The following is a 26,484-nucleotide window of genomic DNA, read 5'->3' on the forward strand; positions in this document are numbered from 1 at the left end:
ATTTTATGTAGCGTTTTATGCTGAGAGTCTCATGACGGTTCCGTTCGTTCATCTTCGTTTGCACAGTGAATACTCCCTGGTCGATGGTCTGGTCAAGCTCAAGCCGCTGGTCAGTACCACCGCTGAACGGGGGATGCCCGCGCTGGCGCTGACGGACGAGACCAACCTGTTTGGCCTGGTGAAGTTCTACAAGGCGGCGCAAGGGGCGGGGCTCAAGCCCATCATCGGCAGCGACCTGTGGCTGGCCAATCCGCACGATGAAGCGCACCCGTACCGCATTACGCTGCTGGCCATGAACCAGGACGGCTATCGCAACCTCACTGAGCTGATCTCCAAGGGGTGGACCCACGGGCAGCGCCAGGGGCGGGCGATTCTCGACAAGCAGTGGGTACTGGCTCAGAGCGACGGACTGATTGCGCTGTCCGGCGGCCGCGATGGCGACATTGGCCGTCATTTGCTGTCGGAACACGAGCGTGAAGCGCGCCAACTGCTGGAGGAGTGGCAGCAGGCCTTTCCCGACCGTTTCTACCTGGAGCTGGTGCGCACAGGGCGGCCGCTGGAGGAAGCCTGCGTGCACGCCAGCGTCAAGCTGGCCATCGAGACCAACACGCCGGTGGTGGCCACCAACGACGTACGCTTTCTGGCCCGCGACGATTACTGGGCCCATGAAACCCGTGTCGCCATCGGGGAAGGCAAGGCGCTGGACGATCCGCGCCGCGAGCGCCGCTATACCGAAGAGCAGTACCTGAAAAGCCCGGAAGAGATGGCGGCCCTGTTTGCCGACATTCCGGAAGCGCTGGAAAACAGCGTGATGATTGCCGAGCGCTGCAGCGTGGATGTGCGCCTGGGCGAGATCTTCCTGCCGGAATTCGGCATCCCCGAAGGCATGACCCAGGATGAGTTCTTCCGCAAGGTCTCCCATGACGGCCTGACCGAGCGGCTCGACTTTCTGTTTCCCGCAGAGGAGTACCCCCGCGACGGCGACGCCTTCCGTGAGATCGAGCAGCGCTACCGTGACCGCCTGGAGTTCGAGCTCAACGTCATCATCCAGATGGGGTTTCCGGGCTACTTCCTGATCGTCATGGACTTCATCCAGTGGGCCAAGGACAACGGCGTGCCCGTTGGCCCTGGGCGGGGCTCCGGTGCGGGCTCGCTGGTGGCCTACGCCCAGAAGATCACCGACCTGGACCCGATTGGCTACGACCTGCTGTTCGAGCGCTTCCTCAACCCCGAGCGTGTTTCGATGCCCGACTTCGATGTCGACTTCTGCATGGAGAAGCGCGACCGGGTCATCGAGTACGTTGCCGACCGCTATGGCCGCAACGCGGTCTCCCAGATCGTCACCTTCGGCACCATGGCCGCCAAGGCCGTGGTGCGTGACGTGGCCCGTGCCCAGGGCAAGCCGTACTCGCTGGGTGACAAGCTCTCCAAGCTGATCCCGTTCGAAGTGGGCATGACGCTGGCCAAGGCCATCGAGCAGGAGCCCGCCCTCAAGGAGTTCATCGACAACGACGAAGAGGCGGAAGAGATCTGGGAAATGGCCCTGAAGCTGGAGGGCACCACCCGGGGCACCGGAAAGCACGCGGGGGGCGTGGTCATCGCACCCACCAAGCTGACCGATTTTTCGCCGTTGCTGTGTGACGAGGATGGCGCCGGGCTGGTGGTTCAGTTCGACAAGAACGACATCGAAGACGCCGGGCTGGTGAAGTTCGACTTCCTGGGGCTGCGGACCCTCACCATCATCGACTGGGCGCTGGAGATGGTGGACAAGGTACGCGATGCCGCAGGCCAGGGCCCGCTCAATATCGATGCCATCCCGCTGGACGACAGCAAGACCTTCGAAATGCTCAAGCGGGCAGAGACCACGGCGGTGTTCCAGCTCGAATCCCGCGGCATGAAGGAGCTGATCAAGCGGCTGCTGCCCGACTCCCTGGACGACATGATCGCGCTGGTGGCGCTGTTCCGCCCGGGCCCGCTGCAGTCGGGTATGGTGGATGACTTCATCAACCGTAAGCATGGCCGGGCGGAAGTCTCTTATCCACACCCGGATTACCAGCATGAGCTGTTGAAACCGGTACTGACGCCGACCTACGGCATCATCCTGTACCAGGAACAGGTCATGCAGATTGCCCAGGTGATGGCGGGCTACACCCTGGGCCAGGCAGACATGCTGCGCCGGGCCATGGGCAAGAAAAAGCCCGAAGAGATGGCCAAGCAGCGCTCCGGTTTCATGGAGGGCTGCGCCGCCAACGGCATCGACAAGGACCTGGCGGGCAACATCTTCGACCTGGTGGAGAAATTCGCCGGTTATGGCTTCAACAAGTCGCACTCGGCGGCCTACGCGCTGGTTTCTTACCAAACCGCATGGCTGAAGGCCCACTACCCAGGCCCGTTCATGGCGGCGGTCATGTCCACCGAGATGGACAACCTGGACAAGGTGGTACCGCTGATCGAAGAGTGCCGCCATCTGAAGCTCACCGTGACACCCCCGGATGTCAACGTGGGTGGCTACAAGTTCACCGTGGATACCGAAGGCCGCGTAGTGTACGGCCTGGGGGCCATCCGGGGTGTGGGCGAAGGCCCGATTGGCGCCATCGTCGAGGCGCGCAATGCCGAAGGGCCTTTCAAGGACCTGTTCGATTTCTGCCGCCGCATCGACCCCAAGCGCATGAACAAGCGCACCCTCGAGGCGCTGATTCGCTCCGGGGCGCTGGATACCCTGGGCCCCAACCGTGCCGTGCTGGCTGCCGCCATGGAAGACGCCCTCAAGGCCGCCGCCCAGAACCATGCCAACCAGAACCTGGGCATGCTGGACATGTTCGGGGATGCGTTTGCTGCCGAAGAAGAGGCCGGGGATGTGTACGCCGAGTACCGCCATGCCCGAGAGTGGACCGACCGCGAGCGTCTCTCGGGTGAAAAAGACACCCTGGGGCTTTACCTTACCGGCCACCCTATCGATGAGTACGAGCGCGAGCTCAAGCGCTTCGTCTCTACGCGCATCAGCGACCTCAAGCCGTCCCGCGAGCCCCAGCGGGTGGCAGGGCTGGTGGTGGCCATGCGTACCATGAAGTCCAAGCGTGGCGACACCATGGCCTTCATCACGCTGGACGACCGCACCGGGCGTATCGAAGCGTCGCTGTTCGGTGAGCTGTTCGACCAGTTGCGCGGTCAGATCGAGTCGGATCAGGTCATCATCGTCGAGGGAGAAGTCTCCAGCGATGATTTCTCGGGCGGGCTGCGCCTGCGCGGCAAGGACGTCACCCCGATGGTCACCGCCCGGGTGCGCTATGGCCAGGCCGTGGAACTGGCGCTGGATGCAGGGCAGATCAATGGCCGCCTGGTGGATAGCCTGCGCGACAGCCTTGCGCCTTACCGGGATAGCGAAGGCCTGCCGGTGAGGCTGCAGTATCGCCATCCGGACGCCGTAGGGTGGCTGGAGCTGGCCGATGAGTGGAAAGTGGCCCCCAGCGACGACCTGCTGCTGGCCCTGCGTGACGTTCAGGGCCAGGTGGGGGTTCAGCTACGCTATCGCTGAGCCCTTGCGTGGCGGGGTCAGGGTGCGATAATGGCCCCAACCGAGATGCGTTTTGACAATGCCTTTTTATGACAGGCAGCTTACAGGCAGAGCCGATGAATCCAAATTATCTTGATTTTGAACAGCCCGTTGCCGAGCTCCAGGCAAAGATCGAAGAGCTGCGTCTGGTCAGCTCCGACAGCCAGGTGAACCTCTCTGACGAGATTGCCCGGCTGGAAGAGAAAAGCCGCAAGCTGACGGAGTCGATCTTCAAGGACTTGACCCCCTGGCAGGTTTCCCAGCTATCGCGGCACCCGCAGCGCCCCTATACGCTGGATTACCTGGGGTACATCTTTACCGACTTCGACGAGCTGCACGGTGATCGCAACTTCGCCGATGACGCAGCGCTGGTCGGTGGCGTTGCTCGTCTGAACGATGCGCCGGTCATGGTCATTGGCCATCAGAAGGGCCGCGACGTCAAAGAGAAAGTGCGCCGCAACTTCGGCATGCCGCGTCCGGAAGGCTACCGCAAGGCGTGTCGTTTGATGGAGATGGCCGAGCGCTTCAAGATGCCCATTCTCACCTTCATCGACACCCCCGGCGCCTACCCCGGCATCGATGCCGAAGAGCGTGGCCAGTCGGAAGCCATCGCCTATAACCTGGCCGTCATGTCGCGGTTGAAAACGCCGATCATCTCTACGGTGGTCGGGGAGGGTGGCTCCGGTGGTGCCCTGGCGATTGGCGTATGTGACGAGCTGCACATGCTGCAGTACTCCACCTACTCGGTCATCTCTCCGGAAGGCTGCGCCTCCATTTTGTGGAAGAGTGCCGAGAAAGCCTCCGACGCGGCTCAGGCCATGGGTATCACGGCCGAGCGCCTCAAGGAGCTGGGGTTCGTGGACTCGCTGATCAAGGAGCCGCTGGGCGGCGCCCACCGTCATCCCGTAACTACCGCAGAGCGGGTCAAGGAAGCGCTGACGGCAAGCCTCGATCGGCTCCAGGCGCTGGATCATGAGGCGCTGCTGGAGCGCCGCTACGCACGCCTGATGAGCTATGGCGCCCCTGCCGCCTGACGCACTGCTTGCGCTGCTCGACGACGCCCTGGCGGAGACCCCGCCGGGGCGTTGCGTTTGGGTGGCGCTCTCGGGCGGGCTGGACTCCTCGCTGCTGCTGACCCTGGCCGCAAGGGCCTGTCAACGGCGTGGCCGCAGCCTGCGTGCGCTGCACGTTCACCATGGTTTGCAGCCTGCCGCCGCCGACTTCGAAGCCCACTGTGCAGCGCTTTGCCAGCGGCTCGGCGTCCCGCTCAGCGTGGCGCGGGTCAGCGTCGAACTGCAGGGGGAGGGTATCGAAGGCGCTGCCCGGCGGGCGCGCTATCAGGCCTTTCTCGAGTACCTCGCTCCCGGCGACACGCTATGGCTGGGGCAGCATCAGGATGATCAGGCAGAGACCTGGCTGTTGGCAGCGCTGCGCGGAAGCGGTATTCGTGGGTTGGCTGGCATGCCTTGGCGCCGTGAGTGGCAGGGGCGTGTACTGCTGCGCCCGTGGCTGAGCGTTCGGCGAGACCAACTGCGCGAGGCTGCCCGGCACGAGGGGCTGGCGTGGTGCGAAGACCCCACCAATCAGGATACCTGCTACGATCGCAACTACCTGCGCCACGCCGTGCTGCCCGTGCTCGGCCAGCGTTGGCCCGGGGCCGCCCGGGCGTTGGCCCGCAGTGCTGCCTGGGCGGGAGAGGCCGATGGGCTACTGGCCAGCTATGCCGCCGAGGAGCTGGCCGATTTGGCGCTGTCGCCCGGGTGTATCGACGCCCATGCCCTGGCCGCGTTGCCACTCCCTCGCCAACGGCTGCTGGTGCGGACGCTGTGCCAGCAATACGGGTTGCCGACGCCGCCACAGGCGCGGTTGGCCAGCCTGCTGGACCAGTTGAGTGCGGCCGCTCAGGCGCGTGTGCACATCATATGGCCCGGGGCAGAAGCGCGGGTATGGCGGGGCGGGCTTTACGTGATGGCTCCGCAGGCACCGCTGGATGGCTGGCAGGCGGTGTGGGATGGCCGGGCAGGCCTGGCGACGCCGCTGGGCACGCTGGCGCTCGAGGTGGCAACGGGAGCACAAGATGCGGCTAGCGCCTCATTCGTGCTGCGTGGGCGTCAGGGCGGAGAAGCGCTGGTGCTGCCGGGGCGTGGCCGTCGTGACCTGAAGCGCTGGTTGCAGGAGCAGTCGATCCCCCCCTGGGAGCGTCAGCGGCTGCTGCTGGTGATGGAAGGAGAGTGCTGCCTGGCCATCTTGCAGCCGCCTGCCAGAGTATTCTGGCAGGCGGCGGGGGTGACGGTGCGGTGTGCTGACTAGCTGACGAGCGTCAGCACGAAACCCGCCTCCGCAATATGCCCCTGCTCCTGCTCCAGGTCGGTGCTCAGCAGGGTAGGCTCATCGCTCTGGGGGAGCGTGATCACCAAACCTTCACCGCTGTCATCGACCACGATGTGTGGCAGTGCCGGAGGGCTTTCGGGCCGAGAGTGATTGAGCAGCACCGCCAGACGCAGCAGGCGAGCCAGCTTGCCCGCCGTGGGCTGTTGGGATGCGGGCAGTGCCTGCCACTCCTTGAGCGGAAACTTGCGTCGATGGGCGCGCACCAGAAAGGCCAGCAGGCGCTGTTCCGGGCGTGAAAACCCGGCCAGATCCGAATGCTCCAGTAAGTAAGCGCCGTGACGATGGAACTGGCTATGGGAAATGGCGAGCCCGATCTCGTGGACATGGCTGGCCCAGTTCAGAAAATGCCCCTGTTCGTTGCTCAATCCCCAGGGCGATTGAAGGCGTTCGAACAGCCGCCCAGCGGTGTCGGCCACGTTCTCGGCTTGCCGGGTATCCACGTCGTAGGTGCGCTTGAGCAGCTCCAGGGTGCGTGAGCGAGTGTCTTCGGCACTGTTGCGCCCGGCCATGTCGTACAGCACGCCTTCCCGCAGCGCGCCATCGGCAAAGCGCATCTGGTGCAGGTCGAAGGCTTCGAAAACGGCATTGAGAATGGCGATGCCCGCCGGGAATACCCGGGCGCGGTCTGCTTTCAGGCCATCCAGCTCGACCTTGTCCAGGTGCTTGCACCTTACCAGCCGCTCTCTGAGCTTTTGCAGGCCGCTGCGGGTAATCACTCCTTCCTGGGGCGCATCGCCGTAGGCGAACAGAACGCTGGCGGCAGCCTTGATCGTGCCGCTGGAGCCCACCGGGTCATCCCAGCCCAGGCGCTGGTAAGGCCGCTGGATATTGGCCAGCTCCGAGAGTGCCGCCAGTTCGGCACGGCGCATGCGTTTTTCGGTAATCTCGCCATCGGCAAAAAAGCGCTGGCTGAACGTCACGCAGCCCATGCGCAGGCTCTCCAGCGCCTTGGGCTCGAAGGCTTCACCAATGATGAACTCCGTGGAGCCCCCGCCAATATCGACGATCAGGCGGCGGCCGTTCTCGGCCAGGGCATGGGCGGCGCCCAGGTAGATCAGCCGGGCCTCTTCACGCCCAGCAATGATTTCAATGGCGTGGCCAAGCAGGGCTTCGGCGCGTTCGATGAAGTCCTGGCTGTTGTGGGCGTCACGCAGCGCGTTGGTGCCCACCACCCGCAGGTTGGCGCTCTCTATGTCGGTCAGGAAGGGCGCAAAGCGGCTCAGGCAATCCAGCGCCCGCTGCATGGCGGCTTCGCTGAGGTAGCCATTAGCATCCAGGCCTGCAGCAAGCTGCACCTTCTCACCCTGCCGGGCAACGACTTGCAGCCGCTCGTTCTGGTAGTTGGCAACCAGCAAGTGAAAGCTGTTGGAGCCCAGGTCAATGGCGGCCAGGCGCTGAGGGGCAGCGCTGTCTACTTCGCTAATGGGCGCATCGGTGGGGAGCGAAATGTCCATGGGCATGAGCTATCCTTCAAGTTGGCTATGCCAAGGTTGCGGTGCCCTCTGGCTATTGTCAATTGCCAAAGGCTTGCGTTTGTCGCGGGGCTTGACTACCATCGGGTAACTGGCCTGATCCGAGTTGGCTTGTACGTCCAGACAAGCGTGTTGACTCGGCACCCCGAGCAAGACGTATTCCGATGGCATCAGCCAGATGTCCAAGTCGTCAGATAACCTGCCCTCACGCCCAGCGGTCACCAATTACGGCTAATGGTTGCATCATGGCCGACGCGACTGCCCATACTTATCAATCGAGCGTGTGCCTGGATGGGGTCTGAACGCATCACTCGGCGCTTTGCCCTAATGACTTAGGCCTCGCCTCCTGTCTTATTCTCGGCGCTCGTCGCCCAGCTTTCATGAGCAATTTTCTAACACACCGATGAATCTCACTGAACTCAAGCAAAAAACCGTTCCCGAGCTGCTCGATATTGCCCGCGAGATGGGTATCGACAACCTCGCCCGTTCGCGCAAGCAGGACATCATTTTCGCCATCCTCAAGAAACACGCCAAAAGTGGCGAGGACATCTATGGCGACGGTGTGCTGGAAATTCTTCAGGACGGCTTTGGCTTCCTGCGTAGCGCGGATAGCTCGTACCTCGCCGGACCGGACGACATCTACGTCTCGCCTTCACAGATTCGTCGTTTCAATCTGCGCAAGGGCGACTCCATTTCCGGCAAGATCCGTCCGCCGAAAGAGGGTGAGCGTTACTTTGCCCTGTTGAAGGTGAGTCAGATCAACTTTGACCGCCCGGAAAACGCCAAGCACAAGATTCTCTTCGAGAACCTGACGCCGCTGTTTCCCAGCGAGCGTCTGCGCATGGAGATCGGCAACGGCTCCACCGAAGACCTCACCGCACGTATCATCGACCTGACCGCGCCCATCGGCAAAGGGCAGCGTGGTTTGCTGGTGTCGCCCCCCAAGGCGGGTAAGACACTGATGCTGCAGAACATCGCCACTTCCATCACGCGTAACAACCCCGAGTGTCATCTGATCGTACTGCTGATCGATGAGCGCCCGGAGGAAGTCACCGAGATGTCGCGCACCGTGCGTGGCGAAGTCGTGGCCTCGACGTTCGATGAGCCGCCTGCGCGTCACGTTCAGGTCGCCGAAATGGTCATCGAGAAGGCCAAGCGGCTGGTCGAGCACAAGAAGGACGTGGTGATTCTGCTCGACTCCATCACCCGTCTGGCGCGGGCCTACAACACCGTGGTGCCCAGCTCTGGCAAGGTACTGACCGGTGGTGTCGATGCCCACGCGCTGGAGAAGCCCAAGCGGTTCTTTGGTGCGGCGCGTAATATCGAAGAGGGCGGCAGCCTGACGATCATCGCCACGGCGCTGGTCGACACCGGCTCCAAGATGGACGAAGTCATCTTCGAAGAGTTCAAGGGCACCGGCAACATGGAAGCCCACCTGGACCGCAAGCTGGCCGAAAAGCGCGTCTTCCCGGCCATCAACATTCGTCGCAGCGGCACGCGTCGCGAAGACCTGCTGGCGTCGGAAGACGAAATGCAGCGCATGTGGATTCTGCGCAAGCTGCTCAACCCGATGGAAGATACGGCCGCGACCGAGTTCCTGATCGACCGTCTGAAAGATACCAAGACGAATCTGGAATTCTTCGAGGCAATGAAGCGCCGTTAAGGCGCTGCATTGTGGCGCCACCCGCTACGCGGCGACCGATATCCGGGTTGAGGAGAGGACCTTGAAGTACAACAACTTGCGCGATTTCATAGCAGCGCTGGAAGCTCAAGGTGAGCTCAAGCGCATTACCGCCGAAGTTGACCCCTACCTTGAAATTACCGAAATCTGTGACCGTACGCTGCGTGCTGGTGGCCCGGCACTGCTGTTCGAAAATGTCAAAGGTCACGACATGCCCCTGTTGGGCAACCTGTTTGGTACGCCCAAGCGCGTTGCGCTGGGCATGGGGCAGGAGTCGGTAGAAGCCCTGCGGGAAGTCGGCAAACTGCTGGCGTTTCTGAAGGAGCCTGACCCGCCCAAAGGGCTGAAGGACGCCTGGGAGAAGCTGCCGATCTTCAAGCAGGTGCTTAGCATGGGGCCGAAGAACGTCAAACGCGCCCCGGTCCAGGAAGTGGTCTACGAAGGTGACGACGTAGACCTGGACCGCCTGCCCATTCAGCACTGCTGGCCGGGTGATGCAGCGCCGCTGGTGACCTGGCCGCTGGTGATCACCAAAGGGCCGCACAAGAAACGTCAGAACCTGGGGATCTACCGCCAGCAAAAGATCGGCAAGAACCGGCTGATCATGCGTTGGCTCTCCCATCGTGGGGGCGCGCTGGACTTTCTGGAATTCCAGAAGGCGCATCCTGGCGAGCCCTTCCCCGTGGCCGTGGCCCTGGGGGCAGACCCCGCCACGATCCTGGGGGCGGTCACCCCGGTGCCCGATTCGCTCTCGGAGTACGCGTTTGCCGGACTGCTGCGCGGGTCGCGCACCGAGCTGGTCAAGTGCGGCCATGCCGAGCTGGACGTGCCTGCCTCCGCTGAAATCATGCTGGAAGGGTTCATCTACCCCGACGACATGGCCCCGGAAGGCCCCTTCGGCGACCACACCGGCTACTACAACGAAGTAGACCGGTTCCCGGTGTTTACCGTGACGCGCATGACCATGCGCCGCGACGCGATCTACCACTCCACGTACACGGGGCGTCCTCCCGATGAGCCCGCCATTCTTGGCGTGGCGCTCAACGAGGTGTTCGTGCCGATCCTGTGCAAGCAGTTCCCCGAAATCGTCGATTTCTACCTGCCGCCGGAAGGCTGCTCCTACCGCATGGCGGTGGTCACCATGAAGAAGCAGTATCCGGGCCATGCCAAGCGGGTGATGATGGGGGTGTGGAGCTTTTTGCGTCAGTTCATGTACACCAAATTCGTGATCGTGCTGGACGACGATGTGGATGCTCGTAACTGGGAAGACGTCATGTGGGCAATCACCACCCGCATGGACCCGGCCCGGGACACGGTGATGGTCGAGAACACCCCCATCGACTACCTGGACTTTGCCTCGCCGGTTTCCGGGCTGGGCTCCAAGATGGGTCTGGACGCCACCAACAAGTGGCCCGGGGAAACCGACCGAGAGTGGGGAACGCCCATCGTGATGGACGATGCCATCAAGACCCGCGTCGACCAGCGTTGGGAAGAGCTGGGTATCGATATTCCCCTGCCTGCACCGCGACACGGCTAGTGCTGCCGTGGGACTGAACGATTTGCCAAAAAGAGGCTTTCATGAGCGTTAATACGTCAACGTGTAAAACGCTGACCTGCCAGGTGACCGCCGTTGAAGATCTCACTCCCGATGTCTTCAGGGTGGCGCTTGCCGGACGCGCAGAGGCAATGCAGCATGCGCCCGGCCAGTACCTGGAACTCAAGCTGGACGACGATACCTGGGTGCCTTTCTCGATTGCCAGCGCCGACCGCGGCGACGGCACCCTGGAGCTGCAGATCCAGCACTGGCCCGAGCGCGAGAACTCCCGCCGCTTACGCCAGTTGCTACAGGTGGCCAACCAGCTGACCGTACGCCTGCCCAAGGGTGTCTGTGTGCTGGATGGGCAGAGTGAACGCCCCCTGCTGTTGATCGCCGCAGGAACCGGGTTCGCGCAGATGAAAGCCATCGTTGAGGCGACCCTGCGTGACCAGCCACAGCGGCCGATATCGCTGTGGTGGGCAAACCGCGAGCACCGCGACCTGTATGCCGAAGATCTGGCATGCCAGTGGGCTCAGCAGGCCGAGCAGCTGTCGTTTCATGCGGTGACCGAATTTCCGCTGACCGAACCTCTCGCTGCTGGCGAGCGTATTCACCACCACCAGGGGCGGATAGACCTGGTGCTGGAGAGCCAATTGCTGAAGGCGCTGGAAAAAACGCTGGACACGCCGGAAGGCTGTGATATTTACCTCTCTGGCTCGCCGGGCATGGTGTACGCCTGTGTCGATGTGCTGGAGCGGCTGGGCGCGAGCAGTGAGCGTATGTTCTCGGATGTGTTTGCCTACGCTCCACGCCCTCACTAGAATGATCCACCGACGTAAGCAATAGAGCAGAGCGGCAAGAGCCGCCTGTAGACCCTTGACGAGGAGGCTGTATGGCCCATCATGATGAAGACTTCAAAGATGAATCCGGACTGCTGCCTATCGTGCTGGGCATCGTCGTGCTGGTCAGCATGAGTGCGCTGCCCGCCACCATCGGCTGGATTCAGGCCTTCAGTAACTGAGGCTGCCGCTGGCCTGGCGGGCAGGCCAGCCCCTTGAACGGAAAATCTTGCATGAAGAACCTCGAATGGCGGGTTGCCATTTGGCGTTTTGGCAGGCAGGATTAAGCAGTATCGTCGTTATGATTTTTCATGAGGAAGCCGCCATGCATCATGCTGCGTGTTCAGACCGCCGCCAGCGCCAACCGGAAACGGTGGCGAGCGCGTGGGCGAATACGTCGCTGAGCGTCGCGTCTTTCCAGCCCGTTTATTATGCAGCGTATTGGTTTAGCCAGGGTGTGCCGCTGGCCGACGCCTGATGTCGGGCCGGCAGGCACACCGCACAGGTGACCTGCCGCATGCAAAAAAGCCTCGGTGGGTTACCCCCCGAGGCTTTTTTCGTTTTACGCTGCGGTCAGCCAGGCTGGCCTGAACGGGCCACGGGTTTTCATTCAATGCAACACAGGAGCTGCACCATGTCTTACCACAACCGCGCAATCGTTAGCCCCCAGGCCTTCCGTTATATCGGCTATGGCTATGGCTGGCGATTTAGTGACGCGCGGTCGGTGCAAGCTGCCACCTCCGATCGTGCTTGCCTGGGTGGCAAGGAAGGATTGCGATGTTTAGCGCTGTGTCCCACGATCTCGGAGAGTTGAGCCATGAATGCCCTTATTGCCCCCCAACGTGCCCCGCTGGCAGACGACCACGTCTCCTTGTCCTCCACACCCTTGCCGTTGCCCGCTGAGCTGCGCCAGCGCATTGCCATCAGTGCCCCGTTGGCCGTACAGGTTGCCGAGCAGCAGCGTGCAGTGCAGCGTATTTTGAATGGCCAGGATGACCGCCTGCTGGTGGTGGTCGGGCCTTGCTCCATTCACGACCCGGATGCCGCACTGGAGTATGCCGACCGCCTGGCGGCGCTCAGCGACGACATTGGCCAGCATATCCTGCCGGTCATGCGTGTCTACGTGGAGAAGCCGCGTACCACGGTGGGCTGGAAGGGGCTGGCCTACGACCCGCACCTGGATGGCAGCGGCGACATGCCTCATGGAATTGCCCTGTCGCGGGAGTTGATGCATGCGGTGGCCTCGCGCGGCTTGCCGGTGGCGACCGAGCTGTTGCAGCCCATGCTGGCGCCTTACCTGGATGACCTGCTGAGCTGGGTGGCGATTGGCGCGCGGACCACGGAGTCCCAGCTGCACCGGGAGCTGGCCAGTGATCTGACCGCCGCGGTAGGCTTCAAGAACGCCACCAGTGGTGATGTGCAGGTGGCCATCGACGCCATGCAGGCTGCGGCGCACGCCCATCAGCGGTTTGCCATGGACCGCCAGGGCCGCCCCATCATGCAGGAAACCGCCGGTAACCCGCACACCCATGTGGTGTTGCGCGGCGGGCACGGTGAGCCCAATTACCAGGCCCACCACGTGCAGGCGGCCATCGACACGCTGCAACGTGCGGGGCAGAACCCGCGCCTGATGGTGGACTGCAGCCATGCCAACGCTCGCAAGGATCATCGTCGGCAAAGCGAGGTCATGCGGGAGGTGCTGGCGCAGCGCCAGGCAGGCGAGGCCCGCCTGGTCGCGCTGATGCTGGAGAGCCATCTGTTCGAAGGCAAGCAGCCGCTGAGCCCGGGCCAACTGCGCTATGGCGTCTCGGTCACCGATGCCTGCGTGGGTTGGGAGACCACCGAGCGGCTGCTGAAGAGCGCCGCCGAACAGCTGGCCTGAGCGCGTTGACTGACCTGGTCAGCCCCGTATCATAAGAGGTTCCTTTCGATAACGAGGTTGGCCATGGCCTTTACCCTTGAGCACCACGATCCAGATACCTATCGGCGCAAGGCGCGCATCATCAGCATCATCATGGCAGGGCAGCTGGTGGTGTTCGGCCTGCTGTTCTCTATGCTGCTGACCGCGACTTTCGGCAGCAGCTTCTGGCTGAATGCCCTCGGGGTGCTGCTGGGTCTGCTGGCGACCAGCGCCATGTTTGCGGCCCTGCGTGAGCGGCCCTGGATGGTGGAGATGCGCTATGTCTGGCAGCTCAAGCATCACCTGTCGCGCATCAGCAGCTATCTGCAGCCGCTGCGTCGTGGGGTAGAAGAGGATAATCGCCTAGCGCTGGATATCCTGACCTTTTATCACCAGGGCATGTCGCAACTGGCCGAACTGAACGGCCGCACCACCGATGACGATGCCGAACGGCTGGCCGAAAAGATGCAGGTCAAGGTCCGGCGCGAAGCGCTCGGCTTGCCCGCAGAGGTAACGTCTTTCGACCCGCACGATCTCAGCGCCTTCAAACCGTCATAACGGGAACCTGCCTCATGATTGCCAAGCCCATTACCTTTCGTCCGCTGTTGGCCATGGCCTCGGTGGCCCTGCTGGCAGGCTGTGCCAGTGCCCCACCTGCGGCGGAAACCCCCACCCGCACCACGGTGCATAGCACCGCACCCTTGTTGCCTTCTGCACTGTTTCCCGGCAGTGCGGAGCAGTTCCAGGCCTGGCATTGCCAGCCTGCTCATCAGGATCTGGTCACCGCCTTGAATGGCGACGAATTGCGCTTGTGGTCGCTGCACGGTGCCTGGCGTTTGCCGCAGGCCGTGGTGGCCAGTGGTGCGCGTTATCAGGATGGCGAGATCAGCTTCTGGAACCGTGGCGAGCAGGCCCAGGTAGAGACGCCGCGTGGCCAGTTGCAGTGCCAGCAGGGGTTGGCACGCGCTGCGGCCACCCGGGCGGCACATCCGGGCGTCATGTTCCTGGCGCGAGGCAACGAGCCCGGCTGGAGTATCGAGCTGGCCCATGACGCACCGGTCATGACCTGGACCACGCAGTACGGCAGTGAAACGACCACGCTACCTTATATGGTCAGCGTCATGGATAACGCCGCGGGTCGTGTGGTGATCGAAAACGCCGATGCCGAGTCGTTTTTCCGGGTAAGGATCGAATCAGGGGCCTGTTTTGACGACATGAAAGGCCAGCCGTACCCAGCCCGTGTCACGGTCAGTATCGGCGGCGAGCAGTACAAGGGGTGTGGCCAGGGCATTGCGCCCTGAGCACAACTCTGAACTTCCCTTCATGCGGGCTCAGCAGCGATAGAGGAAGGGCTCTGCTCGCCATTGAGGATCGACGAAGTCAGTGGCGCAGAGTGCCGAAATATCGCCGCCTGCCCGTGACGCCAGGCGCGCCAGGGTTTCCAGCTCCAGCCCGCGAGGGGCGCTGACCTGCTCGCTGCTCTCCAGCGGCACCCAGCGCCGCCTGTGTAATCGAATCCACTGATGCCTCCCGGGGTCGTCCCGTCTATCGCGTGATGGTGTTAGTATTATATGGATCTTTAGTGATGGTGATGAAATGTCGAAAAAGTGTCTAATAATGCCGCTGTCGATGATAGCAGGGCTAGCGGTATCGTTGTCGTTTGCACAGGCCGCTCCCGTGATCGAGGTACACAGTGACCCCCACTGCGGCTGTTGCAGCGACTGGGTAAGCCACCTGGAAGAGGCTGGCTTCGAGGTCGACCACCACCGCCATGATGGGGTGCGCGCCATCAAGATAGAGCATGGCGTTACCCCTGAGCTGGCGTCCTGTCATACGGCGCTGGTAGAGGGCTATGTCATCGAGGGCCACGTGCCAGCGGCGGATATTCAGCGCCTGCTGGAGGAGCGCCCGGCCATTGCTGGCCTGGCCGTACCCGGTATGCCGCATGGTTCACCGGGCATGGAAGCCGGCAGGGTAGACGACTACGCGGTGCTCGGATTCACCCGTGATGCGCGTCCGCCTGCTATCTTTAGCGAGTATCTTCAACCATAGCAAAGGGTTAGCGCTGACCCACTGGCGCTGCACTTGACCAGAGAGAGACGACTCAATGCAATTTCTGCATACCATGGTGCGCGTCCATGATCTGGACGCCTCGCTGCACTTCTACTGCGACCTGCTAGGCCTCAAGGAAGTACGCCGTAAAGAGAACGAGAAGGGGCGCTTTACATTGGTATTTCTGGCCGCGCCGGACGATGAAGAGCGCTCAGCGCGCCTGACGGCACCCGAGCTGGAACTGACCTACAACTGGGACCCCGAGGAGTACACCGGCGGGCGCAATTTCGGTCACCTGGCTTACCGTGTCGAGAACATCTATGACCTGTGCCAGAAGCTCCAGGACAATGGTGTCACCATCAATCGCCCGCCTCGGGACGGCCATATGGCGTTCGTGAAGTCGCCGGATGGCATCTCCATCGAGTTATTGCAAAAAGGCGATGCCCTGGCGCCTCAAGAGCCCTGGGCGTCCATGGAAAACAGCGGCAGCTGGTGAATGAGCAGGAGCACACGCAAGGTGAAAGCACACTATCGTAATACGTTGATGGGGTTGAGTCTGGCGCTACTGGTGGCTGCCTGTGGTAGCTCACCTCAGCAGGAGCGAGTGGATGCGCCCCCCCGTGGTGATCTGTCGGGGCCGGTCGTCGAGCAGCGTTGGAACCTGCTGCTGGTGGGGACCGATGAGCGTTTGTCGATGCCCAGTACGCCATTTTTCCGCATTGGGCGCGATGGCAAGGTGAGTGGTTCGGATGGCTGCAACCAGTTTACCGGCACCGTTAGTCTGGGGGAGAGTCAGCGCATCGAGTTCAGCGAGTTGGCATCCACCCGCATGGCCTGCCCGAACATGGAAGATGCCAAGCGGGTCACGGACATGCTGGATACCGCCTACCGCTACCTGATCGACCATGATCGGCTGGTGTTCTTCGGCCCGGATAGCCGGGTGCTGGGCGGCTGGCGCAAAGCCAACGGCTAGCAGCGGTAGGGGCGATTTTAATGTGTGAAAGGCGGATTGAAGCGGGCAATGAAGCGCGCATCGATCCGCTTTTTCCATTCCCATACCCAGCGGCCTGAAAAACCGATGGGCGGTGCGAATCTCGTGGGCCGCCCGTATTCAGGGCGCTGACCAAAACGGCACCCCTGGGGGTGCCGTCGTGTCGTGCATCAGCGGTGCGGCGTTACATGGCTGCAATCTTGGCCTGCTGCTCTTCCAGCAGCTGCCGAGTGGCCTGGAATTCGGCGAGCTTTGCCCGCTCCTTTTCCACCACCGCCACGGGGGCCTTGGCAATGAAGCCATCGTTGCCCAGCTTCTTCTCGATGCCGCCAATCAGCTTGTCCTGCTTGTCGATCTCCTTGGCAAGGCGGGCAAGCTCGGCGTCCTTGTCGATCAGGTCGGCCATGGGCACCAGCACTTCCATATCACCGACGAGCTGGGTAGCCGAGAGCGGCGCTTCATCCGGGTTGGCCAGCCACGTGACGCTTTCCAGTTTGGCCAGCTTGGCCAGGAAACGACGGTTCTGGTCCAGGCGTTCGGCGTCTTCCGGCTGGCCCTTGGTCAGCAGCACGTCCAGCGGCTTGCCGGGGGCAATGTTCATTTCGGCGCGGATGTTGCGCACCGCGATGATCACGCCCTTCAGCCACTCGATATCCCGGGTGGCCTGCTCGTCAATCTTGCTCTCGTCGGCTTCTGGCCAGGCCTGGTGCATGATGGACGCGCCCTCGCCCACATAGGTGCCCGCCAGAGGGGCGACCCGCTGCCAGATCTCTTCCGAGATGTAAGGCATCATCGGGTGGGCCAGGCGCAGGATGGTTTCGAGCACCCGCACCAGGGTGCGGCGCGTGCCGCGCTTACGCTTCACTAGCGCTGCCGCTTCCGACGTCCTGTCTCCCGCGGCATTGGTACTTCCCTGTACGTCATCTTCCCACAGCACCGGCTTGGAAAGCTCGAGATACCAATCGCAATACTCGTTCCAGACGAACTCGTAAAGCGCCTGGGAGGCGTGGTCGAAGCGGTACTCGTCCATCGCCTTGGTGACCTGCGCTTCGGTTTTCTGCAGTTGGGAAATGATCCAGCGGTCAGCCAGCGAGAGCTCCACTTCCTCACCCTGGTTGCCGCAGTCTTCGCCTTCGGCGTTCATCAGCACGTAGCGCGAGGCGTTCCACAGCTTGTTGCAGAAGTTGCGGTAGCCATCCAGGCGGTTCATGTCGAACTTGATATCGCGCCCGGTAGTGGCCTGTGAAAGGAAGGTAAAGCGCAGCGCATCGGTGCCGTGGGGCTCGATGCCGTCTTTAAATTCCTCTTTGGTGGCTTTGGCAATCGCCTTGGCTTTCTGGGGCTGCATCATGTTGCCGGTGCGTTTTTCCAGCAGCGCCTCCAGGGTGATGCCGTCGATCAGGTCGATGGGGTCGAGCACGTTGCCCTTGGACTTGGACATCTTCTGGCCCTGGCCGTCGCGCACCAGGCCATGAACGTAGACGGTCTTGAAGGGGACTTCGCCGGTGAATTTCAGCGTCATCATGATCATCCGGGCGACCCAGAAGAAGATGATGTCGAAACCGGTGACCAGCACGCTGGAGGGGTGGAAGGTGTCCAGCTCCGGGGTTTTTTCCGGCCAGCCCAGGGTGGCGAAAGTCCACAGGCCCGAGCTGAACCAGGTGTCCAGCACGTCTTCGTCCTGGGTCAGTACGACGTCAGCGCCGAGGCCATGCTTCTCGCGGGCTTCCTCTTCAGTTCGAGCCACGTACACATTGCCGTCGGCGTCGTACCAGGCAGGAATGCGGTGGCCCCACCACAGCTGGCGGGAGATACACCAGTCCTGCAGGTCGCGCATCCAGGCGAAATACATGTTTTCGTAGTTTTTGGGCACGAATTGGATGTCGCCATTCTCTACCGCCGCGATGGCGGGCTTGGCCAGGCTTTCCACCGCCACGAACCACTGGTCGGTGAGCAGCGGCTCGATGACATCGCCGGAGCGGTCGCCGTAGGGCAGCGTGTTATTGACGCTTTCCACTTGCTCCAGCAGGCCGAGCGCGTCCATGTCCGCAACGATCTGCTTGCGTGCCTCGAAACGGTCCAGGCCCGCGTACTTGGCCGGCAGGCTGGCGTCTTCATCGGGCTGCGGTTGACCTTTCAGGTCGAAGATTTCCGCCTGCTCCAGAATGGTGGCATCCTTGGTGAAGACGTTGATCAGTAGGTGGTTCTGGCGCTTGCCGACTTCGTAGTCGTTGAAGTCGTGGGCCGGGGTGATCTTCACGCAGCCAGAGCCTTTCTCCATGTCGGCGTGCTCGTCGGCCACGATGGGAATGCGGCGGCCCACCAGCGGCAGCTCGATGAACTTGCCGACCAGCGATGCATAGCGCGGGTCTTCCGGGTTCACGGCTACGCCGGTGTCGCCCAGCAGGGTTTCCGGGCGGGTAGTGGCGACCACCACGTAATCCTTGCCGTCGTCGGTTTTGACGCCATCGGCCAGCGGGTAGCGGAAGTGCCAGAAGCTGCCCTGCTGCTCCTTGTTTTCGACTTCCAGGTCGGAAATGGCGGTGTGCAGGGTGGGGTCCCAGTTCACCAGCCGCTTGCCGCGATAGATCAGGCCCTCTTCATGCAGGCGCACGAAGACTTCCTGAACCGCCTTGTAGAATCCATCGTCCATGGTGAAGCGCTCACGGCTCCAGTCAACGCTGGCGCCCATGCGGCGCAGCTGGCGGGTAATGTGGCCGCCGGACTCCTCCTTCCACTCCCACACCTTGTCGATGAAGGCATCCCGGCCCAGGTCATGGCGGGTCTTGCCTTCTTCTACGGCAATCTTGCGCTCCACCAGCATCTGCGTGGCGATACCCGCGTGGTCGGTGCCTACCTGCCACAGGGTGTTGTTGCCCTGCATTCGTTTCCAGCGCGTCAGGGTATCCATGATGGTGTCCTGGAACGCATGGCCCATGTGCAGGCTGCCGGTAACGTTGGGCGGCGGAATCATGATCGAGAAGGGTTGGCCATGACCCGATGGCGCGAAGCGATTGTCGGCTTCCCAGCGCTCGTACCAGCGGGTTTCGATCTGTTCGGGTTGGTAGGTCTTATCCATGGAGTCACTCACAGCAGAGACGCCCCGCCTGGCGAGGTATCGAATTCATAGGTCAAGGATGCAAAATGGCGACAAGTATAGCGCGACTCGCCTGGGGGCGTCAGGGGTGTATTGACGGATCAAGAATGCGTCCTTAAACCCCGCATGGTCAACAGGCCAACCACGGGGCCGGGCAGCAGCCACCAGGTCACCCAGGGCCCCTGGCTTTCCCATAGCGACGTTACCAGCGCGATGGATGGGATGGTCAGTGCAAAGCCGATGGCATTCATCATGGCCAGGGCGGCACCCAGCCGCTCGGGGGGCGCGCTGGCCGATGCCAGGGCCGAAAACTGCGCCGAATCGGCAATCACGCTGATGCCCCAGAGCGCCAGCAGGGCCAGCAGGAACCCTGGGGAAAGGCCCGCCAGCAGCGGGTATAGAAGGCATAGGGTGCCGGATACCGCCAGCGCTACGAAGGCCACCTTTGCGCTGCCTATGCGACGGCTCCAGCGGCCTGCCAGCACACACCCGGGCAGGCCCAGCGCGATCACGGCAAAGCTGAGCCACGGCTGAAGGCTGGCGGCGGCGCTGAGCCGTTCCAGCTCTCTGGCCACCAGCAAGGGGACCAGCGCCCACAGGGCGTAGAGTTCCCAGCAGTGGCCAAAATAGCCCAGCGAGGCGGCGCGGAAAGCTTTCTGTTTGAAGGCGGCAAGCCCTGCCCAAGGGCGGCCTGCCGAGGCCTTGGCAGGCAGGTGGGGCCCTGTGCCCAGCCGCAGAATCAGCAGCGCGGCCAGCAGCGCCAGCACCGAGGAGAGCAGCAGCGGCCACTGCCAGGGCAAATGCAGCGTGACGCCCCGCAGCAGGTGCGGCGAGGCAATGCCGAGGGTCAGCATGCCGACCAGCCACCCCAGTGCCGAGCCTGCATGGCGGGGTGTCCAACTGACCACCAGCTTCATGCCCAGCGGGTAGATGCCTGCCAGGCAAAGCCCCACCATGAAACGTGCCATGGCTGCCAGCGAGAGGCTCTCCACCACGCCAATGAAGGCGGCATTGAGCACGGCGCCCAGCACGGCCGAGACGGCAAACAGCTGGCTGGCCCGTACGCGGTCCGCCAGGCCCGTGGTGGCGATGGCCAGCGTGCCGGTAATGAAGCCCGCTTGAACGGCCATGGTCAGCAGCCCCAGGTCGCGCTCGCTGAGCCCCGCCGCTTCCTGCAGCGCCAGGCCAACGCCGTTGATGCTGAACCACAGCGAGGTACCAAAGAGCTGAGCAGTGACAATGACGGCAAGCGGCCAGCGGGCCAGTACAGTTGACGGCATGGGGTGTCCCATCCTTGGAGTTGTTGTTATTGAATGATGCTTGGTGGACGGCAGGGGGGAGTTGCTCGGAGCGCCTGGCCCTCAGCCTAACTTGTGCGGCACCACCTCGTGCCCCAGCGCCTTGTAGCGCTGCCAGCAGGCGCGCTTGGCCAGCAGCACCTGCTGGTGCTGGTTGATGATTTCCGCGACTCGGGCGTAGTGCTCGAAACCCTCGGGGATCTCAGGGTGCAGATTAAGTAGCGCGGTCGCTTCCGTGGGCACCGGCAACCGCTGCCAGCCCAGAGTGATGGGCACGCTGGCCGCCAGCTCGCTGTCTTCCAGCGCATGGGGCAGGTAGGCATCGTCGCGAAAGTGCCACAGGGCGTCGTCGGCCTGTTCGGCCAGCGCCTTGTCTTCGCAGTGCAGGTGCAGGCGGTAGCCTTTGCGATGGATGGTCTCTGCCAGTTTACAGGCGAACTGCAGGCGGGCGTCGAGGGTGGTGTCGGGAAGAATATAGAAATCGATACGCGCCATCGGATGGCTCCAGCAGTCTGGCGGTGCTCCCCCCGGCCGAGCAGCGGCCGGGGGGCAAAGCCCGGTGTGATTAGACCAGGCGGGTCAGCCAGCCGTACTTGTCTTCGCTGCGGCCATACTGAAGGTCGAGCAGCGTCTTGCGGATGCGCTTGGCTATTTCGTTGTTGCCGTCACCCTGCAGGCGGATACGCTCGTTTTCGGTCACCAGTTCCCCCACTGGCGTGATCACGGCGGCGGTGCCACAGGCAAAGACTTCGGTGATCTCGCCGGAGGCCGCGCCTTCGCGCCATTCGTCGATGCTGATGGCGCGCTCTTCGGGCGTCAGGCCCGCATCCTTGGCCAGGGTCAGGATAGAGTTGCGGGTCACGCCTTCGAGAATGGTGTCGGTCAGGCGCGGTGTGACGATGCGGCCATCCTTGTAAACGAAGAACAGGTTCATGCCGCCCAGCTCTTCGATCCACTTGTTCTCGGCCGCATCCAGAAACGCCACCTGGCTACAGCCATTGGCAGCCGCTTCTTTTTGAGCTGCCAGGGAGGCCGCGTAGTTGCCGCCACACTTGGCAAAGCCGGTGCCGCCGGGGGCCGCGCGCTTGTAGTGGGAAGAGAGCCAGATGGAGACCGGCTCGATGCCGCCTTTGAAGTAGGCCGCCGCGGGCGACGCAATCACGTAGTAATCGACTTCGTGGGCCGGACGCACGCCCAGAAACGCTTCCGAAGCGATCATGAACGGACGCAGGTAGAGGCTGCACTCGTCGGCGTCGTTGGCGGGGGTGGGTACCCAGACGTGATCCTGGGCCAGCAGCGCTTTCAGCGAGCCGAGGAAGTCTTCATCGGAGAGTTCCGGCAGGGCCAGGCGGCGAGCACTGCGGCGGAAACGCTCGGCGTTCTTCTCGGGACGGAAGGTCCACACCGAGCCATCCGCGTGACGGTACGCCTTGATGCCTTCGAAGATTTCCTGGCCGTAGTGCAGCACCGAGGCGGCAGGGTCCAGGGTCAGCGGGCCGTAGGGGCGCACCTGATGGCCGTGCCAGTCGGCATCGATGGTCCAGCGCACGTGGGCCATGTGGTCGGTGAAGTGCTTACCGAACCCTGGGTTTTGCAGAATATTGTCACGAATCGCATCGGCCACCGGCTGGTTGGAGGGCAGCGTTTCAAAACGTGAGTCGAACTGAGCATCTGAAGCTGTGGGCACGGCGTGTTCTCTCCGCTAGAGCCAGGCCCCGAAGGGCGTAAAAGCGTTGTATGGGGTATCGCGTGTGCCGAGGTAGCCCCGGCACACGCTTATGCTGTCAGGTTTAACGGTTGCGCTACGGAAAGGCAACCATTGTTGGCCTGTTTTGGCGTCAGTCGCCGCTGTTTTCCACTTGGGCGTCGGCTTCACGGTCCAGCAGGTATTGGGTCAGCAGACCCACCGGGCGACCCGTGGCGCCTTTCTGTTTGCCGGAGTGCCAGGCTGTGCCCGCGATGTCCAGGTGCGCCCAGGGGAAGTGGTCGGCGAAGCGCGACAGGAAGCAGGCCGCCGTGATGGTGCCCGCTGGGCGGCCACCAATGTTGGCCAGGTCGGCAAAGTTGGAGTCCAGCTGCTCCTGGTACTCGTCCCACAGCGGCAGGTGCCAGGCGCGGTCCCAGGCGGTTTCACCGGCGTCCAGCAGGTCGAGGGCCAGGTCGTCGTCATTGGCCAGCAGGCCGGTGGCGTGATGGCCCAAGGCAACGATGCAGGCACCGGTCAGCGTGGCGATATCCACGACGCTGGCCGGCGTGAAGCGCTCGGCGTAGGTGAGCGCATCGCACAGCACCAGTCGGCCCTCGGCATCGGTGTTGAGCACTTCGACGCTCAAGCCCTTCAGGGTCTTGATGATATCGCCCGGCTTGGTGGCAGCGCCGTCGGGCATGTTCTCGGCCGCAGCGACGATGAACACCGCATTGAGTTTGGGCTTGATGGCCAGCACGGCTTTGACGGTGCCGAACACGCTGGCGGCGCCGCCCATGTCGAACTTCATCTCGTCCATGCCTTCGCCGGGCTTGAGCGAGATGCCGCCGGTATCGAAGGTAATGCCTTTGCCGATCAGCACGTGGGGCGCTTCGTCGGCATCCTCGGCACCTTGATACTTCATCACGATCAGGCGCGAGGGTTCGCGGCTGCCGCGACCCACGGAAAGTAGCGAGTGAGCGCCCAGCGCTTCCAGCGCTTCCTCATCCAGGATGTCGACGGCCAGCGCACCTTGTGAATCGCGCCCCAGCGCTTCGGCCTGTTCGGCCAGGTAGCGGGGCGTGCAGACGTTGCCGGGCAGGTTGCCCAAGGTGCGAGTGAAGTTGATGCCTTGCCCAATCGCGCAGCCCAGCGCGGCGCCTTGTTTGGCCAGCAGGCCTTCGGCGGCGTCCGTCACGATCAGGTGAAGCTTGGCCAGGGTGGGCGGTTTGGCGGGCGCGAACTTGAAGTGATCGAAGCGGTAGAGGGCACGCTCGGCAGCTTCGAGGGTCTTGCGCGCTTTCCAGCTGGCATCGCGGCCTTCCAGCGGCACGTCGGTGAAGGTGGCGCTGGCTTCATCGATGGGTAGCTTGACCAGCGCTGTCATGGCTGCATCCAGTGCCTTGAGGAAAGCGGCTTCCTGGCATTTGCCGCGCTCTCCCAGCCCGACCAGCAGCAGGCGCTCGGCGCCCAGCCCCGGCGCAAAGGGAATCATCTGCACATTGCCCAGGGCGGCGTCGAAGTCACCGCGGCTCAGCAGTTGGCCGATCAGCCGCTCGCTGGCATCGTCGAGTTTGGCGACAGCGGGGAGTAAGTCGCTATCCTTGTAGACAGGCAGAACGAGGCAAGCCGTTTCGGCTTTGGCTGGGTTTGCGGTCTGAACGGAAAATTCCATGACGTCTCCAACAAGACAAGCAACGAGTGATTCGGGATAATGCCCCGTCATTTACGACCAGTGTGATCAGTGTATCCAGTTCAATGAATAGTGTACCCAAGCCACGGGCGCATTGCATGGCAACCTGCACCGCTAGCCGGAGAGTACGTTGATATTATTTCGGTACTTAACTCGTGAAGTATTACTGACCATGTCTGCGGTGGCAGGCATTCTGCTGCTGGTGATCATGGGTAGCCGGTTCATCCGCTATTTCTCGGATGCGGCCGAGGGCGATTTTCCCGTGACGATTCTGGGCAGCCTGATGGTGTTCCATCTGCCTGGGTTCATGGAGCTGATTCTGCCGCTGTCGTTTTTCCTCGGCATTCTGCTGGCGTATGGCCAGCTCTACATGAACAGTGAAATCACCGTCATGGTGGCCTGTGGCATGAGCCCGACCCGGCTGCTGCGGGTGACGCTGCTGCCCGCTTCCGTGGTGGCCGTGCTGGTGGGGCTGTGCAGCCTGTGGCTGACGCCTGCCGGGGCCTTGCAAACCGAAGCCACGCTGGAAGAGCAGCGTAGCCGCCTGGACGTCTCGGTACTGGCCCCCGGACGTTTTCAGGATTTTGGCGGTGGGCGTACCGCGTACATCACCGATTTCAGCAGCGATGGCCGACAGATGCAGGAAGTGCTGGTGCACGAACAGGCGCGGCAGGGGGCCGAACAGCCGCACAGCTACGTGACCCGGGCCGGGTCGGGCTACCAGGAAACCAGCGTCGAGACAGGCAGTCGCTTCCTGGTGCTGGAAAACGGTGAGCGCTACGGCGTCACCCCAGGCCTTCTGAATGCCGAACGTCTGACCTTCGAGCGCTATACCCTGCGGCTGGGTTTGAGCCGAGACCGTCAGGAGCTGGATTCTCTTGAGTATGCCAGTACCCTTGAGCTGTGGAACGACGCAAGCCCCCGCGCCCAGGCGCAGTTTCAGTGGCGGGTAGGCCTGCCGCTGATGGTCTTCGTGCTGGCCCTGCTGGCACAGCCGCTCTCTCGGGTGAACCCGCGCCAGGGGCGCTTTGCCAAGCTGCTGCCTGCGGTGTTTCTGTATGTCGCGTATCTGAGCCTGCTGCTGGCGGCGGTGGATGCCATCGGCGGTGGCTCGCTGCCTACGGCTATCGGCGTATGGCCGGTGCATGGCCTGTTCCTGGGGCTGGGCTGTTTGCTGCTGTGGCACTCGCAACGGAAAGGAATGCGCTAATGCTGAATGGGTTGATGGGGGCTGACCGCCTGGATCGCTATATCGCCCGCAACGTGCTGGCGGCCATTATCGTCGTGCAGTGTGTCTTGCTGGGGCTGGATATCACGATTGCCTACATCGGTGACTTGAGCGACACCCAGGGCGACTACACTGCTCTGGATGTGCTGTTATACCTGATCATGCGCCTGCCCTGGCGGTTCTATCAGTATGCGCCGGTGGCGGTGCTGATCGGCGCGCTGATTGGCCTGGGCAGCATGGCCTCCAGTAACGAGCTGACCGTGATGCGTGCAGCGGGTCGCTCGCTGGCGCGTATCGTATGGGGCGTCATGAAACCGGTGCTGCTGGTCGTCGTCGTGGTGCTGCTGGTGGCCGAGTTCGTGACCCCGCGCACCGAACAGTACGCCGAAGCCTGGCGGCTGGAGCAGCGCCAGGGCGAAGGCGCGATGCTGACCAGTCGTAGCGGCTGGCAGTTCGAAGGCGACAGCGTTTACCGTTTTGGCGCCATCCGTGCCGACAACGTGGTGCTGGATTTGACCCGTTACCGCTTCGACGAACGGCGGCTGGTGGAGGCGATCCATGCGCAGCGCGCGCACTGGGAAGAGGGCGCCTGGGTGCTGGAAGAGGTCACCACGACTCGGATATACGATGCTCGGACCGAATCGGACTATCAGCAAACGACTGCCTGGGACACGGATCTGACGCCGACGCAGCTGGAACGCTTGCTGCGCGATATCCAGAGCCAGGCACCCAGCGAACTCTGGGCCTATGCCCAATTCCTCAAGAGCCAGGGGCTACAGGCGGACCAGCCGCTGCTCTACTTCTGGCAGAAAGTGCTGCTGCCGCTCACCATGGGCTCGCTGGTGCTGATCGCGGCGTCCTTCGTGTTTGGCCCGCTACGTACCGTGGCGGCGGGGACGCGGGTCTTCTATGGCGTGGTTACCGGGCTGCTGTTCAAGTACGTACAGGACCTGCTGGCCCCAGCCTCCACGCTGTTCGGGTTTTCGCCGGTCTGGGCTGTTCTGGTGCCCACCCTGGCCTGTGCGGCGGTGGGCATCTACTTCCTGCGCCGCAACGGTTGAGCGGGGC

Annotated in this window: 23 protein-coding genes; 16 read left to right on the forward strand and 7 right to left on the reverse strand. The window is 62.8% G+C overall.

What is annotated here, in order from left to right:
• The first annotated feature begins 31 nt into the window (after positions 1–31).
• The 3 genes from dnaE (at position 32) to tilS (ending at position 5,863) form a co-directional block, all read left to right on the forward strand.
• Positions 32–3,535 carry a DNA polymerase III subunit alpha gene (gene dnaE / locus RVM27_RS11870; protein ID WP_498956659.1) on the forward strand — a complete coding sequence of 1,168 codons (3,504 nt, stop codon included), beginning with the start codon at positions 32–34 and terminating at the stop codon, positions 3,533–3,535.
• 95 nt (positions 3,536–3,630) lie between these two features.
• The gene (gene accA, locus RVM27_RS11875; RefSeq protein WP_498956660.1) at positions 3,631–4,587 is read left to right on the forward strand and encodes an acetyl-CoA carboxylase carboxyltransferase subunit alpha; all 957 of its coding nucleotides are present in this window, start codon (positions 3,631–3,633) and stop codon (positions 4,585–4,587) included.
• The gene (gene tilS / locus RVM27_RS11880) at positions 4,568–5,863 is read left to right on the forward strand and encodes a tRNA lysidine(34) synthetase (protein ID WP_498956661.1); all 1,296 of its coding nucleotides are present in this window, start codon (positions 4,568–4,570) and stop codon (positions 5,861–5,863) included. Before accA ends, tilS begins: the two co-directional genes overlap by 20 nt.
• Here tilS and ppx read toward each other — a convergent pair.
• The gene (gene ppx, locus RVM27_RS11885) at positions 5,860–7,404 is read right to left on the reverse strand and encodes an exopolyphosphatase (protein WP_498956662.1); all 1,545 of its coding nucleotides are present in this window, start codon (positions 7,402–7,404) and stop codon (positions 5,860–5,862) included. The two genes, tilS and ppx, sit on opposite strands and share 4 nt — an antisense overlap.
• A gap of 415 nt (positions 7,405–7,819) precedes the next feature.
• Here ppx and rho point away from each other — a divergent pair, with 415 nt between their 5' ends.
• The 8 genes from rho to RVM27_RS11925 all read left to right on the forward strand — a co-directional run bounded on the left by rho (position 7,820) and on the right by RVM27_RS11925 (position 14,674).
• Positions 7,820–9,079: a transcription termination factor Rho gene (gene rho / locus RVM27_RS11890; RefSeq protein ID WP_498956663.1), complete on the forward strand. Its 1,260-nt coding sequence runs from the start codon at positions 7,820–7,822 to the stop codon at positions 9,077–9,079.
• A 61-nt stretch (positions 9,080–9,140) separates the two neighbouring features.
• Complete coding sequence (ubiD, locus tag RVM27_RS11895) at positions 9,141–10,634, forward strand: UbiD family decarboxylase (protein WP_498956664.1); 1,494 nt, start codon at positions 9,141–9,143, stop codon at positions 10,632–10,634.
• Positions 10,635–10,675: 41 nt separating this feature from the next.
• On the forward strand, positions 10,676–11,455 hold the full coding sequence (locus tag RVM27_RS11900; protein ID WP_498956665.1) for a ferredoxin reductase domain-containing protein: 780 nt from the start codon (positions 10,676–10,678) through the stop codon (positions 11,453–11,455).
• A gap of 71 nt (positions 11,456–11,526) precedes the next feature.
• Entirely contained in the window at positions 11,527–11,655 is a 129-nt protein-coding gene (locus tag RVM27_RS11905) for a hypothetical protein (protein WP_016915027.1), read from the forward strand.
• Positions 11,656–11,798: 143 nt separating this feature from the next.
• Positions 11,799–11,951, forward strand: a complete 153-nt coding sequence (locus RVM27_RS11910) for a hypothetical protein (protein ID WP_498956666.1) — start codon at positions 11,799–11,801, stop codon at positions 11,949–11,951.
• Positions 11,952–12,290: 339 nt separating this feature from the next.
• Complete coding sequence (locus tag RVM27_RS11915; protein ID WP_498956667.1) at positions 12,291–13,355, forward strand: 3-deoxy-7-phosphoheptulonate synthase; 1,065 nt, start codon at positions 12,291–12,293, stop codon at positions 13,353–13,355.
• 63 nt (positions 13,356–13,418) lie between these two features.
• Positions 13,419–13,931 carry a DUF3087 family protein gene (locus RVM27_RS11920; RefSeq protein WP_016915024.1) on the forward strand — a complete coding sequence of 171 codons (513 nt, stop codon included), beginning with the start codon at positions 13,419–13,421 and terminating at the stop codon, positions 13,929–13,931.
• A gap of 14 nt (positions 13,932–13,945) precedes the next feature.
• Positions 13,946–14,674 carry an MliC family protein gene (locus RVM27_RS11925; protein ID WP_498956668.1) on the forward strand — a complete coding sequence of 243 codons (729 nt, stop codon included), beginning with the start codon at positions 13,946–13,948 and terminating at the stop codon, positions 14,672–14,674.
• Positions 14,675–14,704: 30 nt separating this feature from the next.
• Here RVM27_RS11925 and RVM27_RS11930 read toward each other — a convergent pair whose 3' ends face one another.
• On the reverse strand, positions 14,705–14,866 hold the full coding sequence (locus RVM27_RS11930) for a hypothetical protein (protein WP_287808821.1): 162 nt from the start codon (positions 14,864–14,866) through the stop codon (positions 14,705–14,707).
• Positions 14,867–14,990: 124 nt separating this feature from the next.
• On the opposite strand from RVM27_RS11930, the gene RVM27_RS11935 reads away from it, so the two are divergent.
• The 3 genes from RVM27_RS11935 to RVM27_RS11945 are packed head-to-tail and all read left to right on the forward strand — an operon-like array spanning position 14,991 to position 16,398.
• Positions 14,991–15,425: a DUF411 domain-containing protein gene (locus RVM27_RS11935; protein WP_498956669.1), complete on the forward strand. Its 435-nt coding sequence runs from the start codon at positions 14,991–14,993 to the stop codon at positions 15,423–15,425.
• Between the two features lie 55 nt (positions 15,426–15,480).
• Positions 15,481–15,921, forward strand: a complete 441-nt coding sequence (gene gloA / locus RVM27_RS11940) for a lactoylglutathione lyase (protein ID WP_287808819.1) — start codon at positions 15,481–15,483, stop codon at positions 15,919–15,921.
• 48 nt (positions 15,922–15,969) lie between these two features.
• A complete protein-coding gene (locus RVM27_RS11945) occupies positions 15,970–16,398 on the forward strand; it encodes an META domain-containing protein (protein ID WP_445012267.1) in 429 nt (142 codons plus the stop codon).
• A gap of 202 nt (positions 16,399–16,600) precedes the next feature.
• Here the strand turns inward: RVM27_RS11945 and RVM27_RS11950 are convergent, their stop codons facing one another.
• The 5 genes from RVM27_RS11950 to RVM27_RS11970 all read right to left on the reverse strand — a co-directional run bounded on the left by RVM27_RS11950 (position 16,601) and on the right by RVM27_RS11970 (position 24,170).
• Positions 16,601–19,495, reverse strand: coding sequence for a valine--tRNA ligase (locus tag RVM27_RS11950; protein ID WP_498956670.1), 2,895 nt, complete (start codon positions 19,493–19,495; stop codon positions 16,601–16,603).
• Between the two features lie 119 nt (positions 19,496–19,614).
• The gene (locus RVM27_RS11955; RefSeq protein ID WP_498956671.1) at positions 19,615–20,793 is read right to left on the reverse strand and encodes an MFS transporter; all 1,179 of its coding nucleotides are present in this window, start codon (positions 20,791–20,793) and stop codon (positions 19,615–19,617) included.
• 81 nt (positions 20,794–20,874) lie between these two features.
• A complete protein-coding gene (locus tag RVM27_RS11960; protein WP_081136683.1) occupies positions 20,875–21,306 on the reverse strand; it encodes a DNA polymerase III subunit chi in 432 nt (143 codons plus the stop codon).
• A gap of 70 nt (positions 21,307–21,376) precedes the next feature.
• Entirely contained in the window at positions 21,377–22,498 is a 1,122-nt protein-coding gene (locus RVM27_RS11965; RefSeq protein ID WP_096922110.1) for a branched-chain amino acid aminotransferase, read from the reverse strand.
• Positions 22,499–22,649: 151 nt separating this feature from the next.
• Entirely contained in the window at positions 22,650–24,170 is a 1,521-nt protein-coding gene (locus RVM27_RS11970) for a leucyl aminopeptidase (protein ID WP_039175283.1), read from the reverse strand.
• Positions 24,171–24,318: 148 nt separating this feature from the next.
• On the opposite strand from RVM27_RS11970, the gene lptF reads away from it, so the two are divergent.
• Positions 24,319–25,398 carry an LPS export ABC transporter permease LptF gene (gene lptF / locus RVM27_RS11975; protein WP_498956672.1) on the forward strand — a complete coding sequence of 360 codons (1,080 nt, stop codon included), beginning with the start codon at positions 24,319–24,321 and terminating at the stop codon, positions 25,396–25,398.
• The gene (lptG, locus tag RVM27_RS11980) at positions 25,398–26,477 is read left to right on the forward strand and encodes an LPS export ABC transporter permease LptG (RefSeq protein WP_498956673.1); all 1,080 of its coding nucleotides are present in this window, start codon (positions 25,398–25,400) and stop codon (positions 26,475–26,477) included. Before lptF ends, lptG begins: the two co-directional genes overlap by 1 nt.
• Positions 26,478–26,484: the final 7 nt, after the last annotated feature.

The sequence above is a fragment of the Halomonas sp. KM007 genome (assembly GCF_050709225.1).
Classification (GTDB): Bacteria; Pseudomonadota; Gammaproteobacteria; order Pseudomonadales; family Halomonadaceae; genus Vreelandella; species Vreelandella hamiltonii.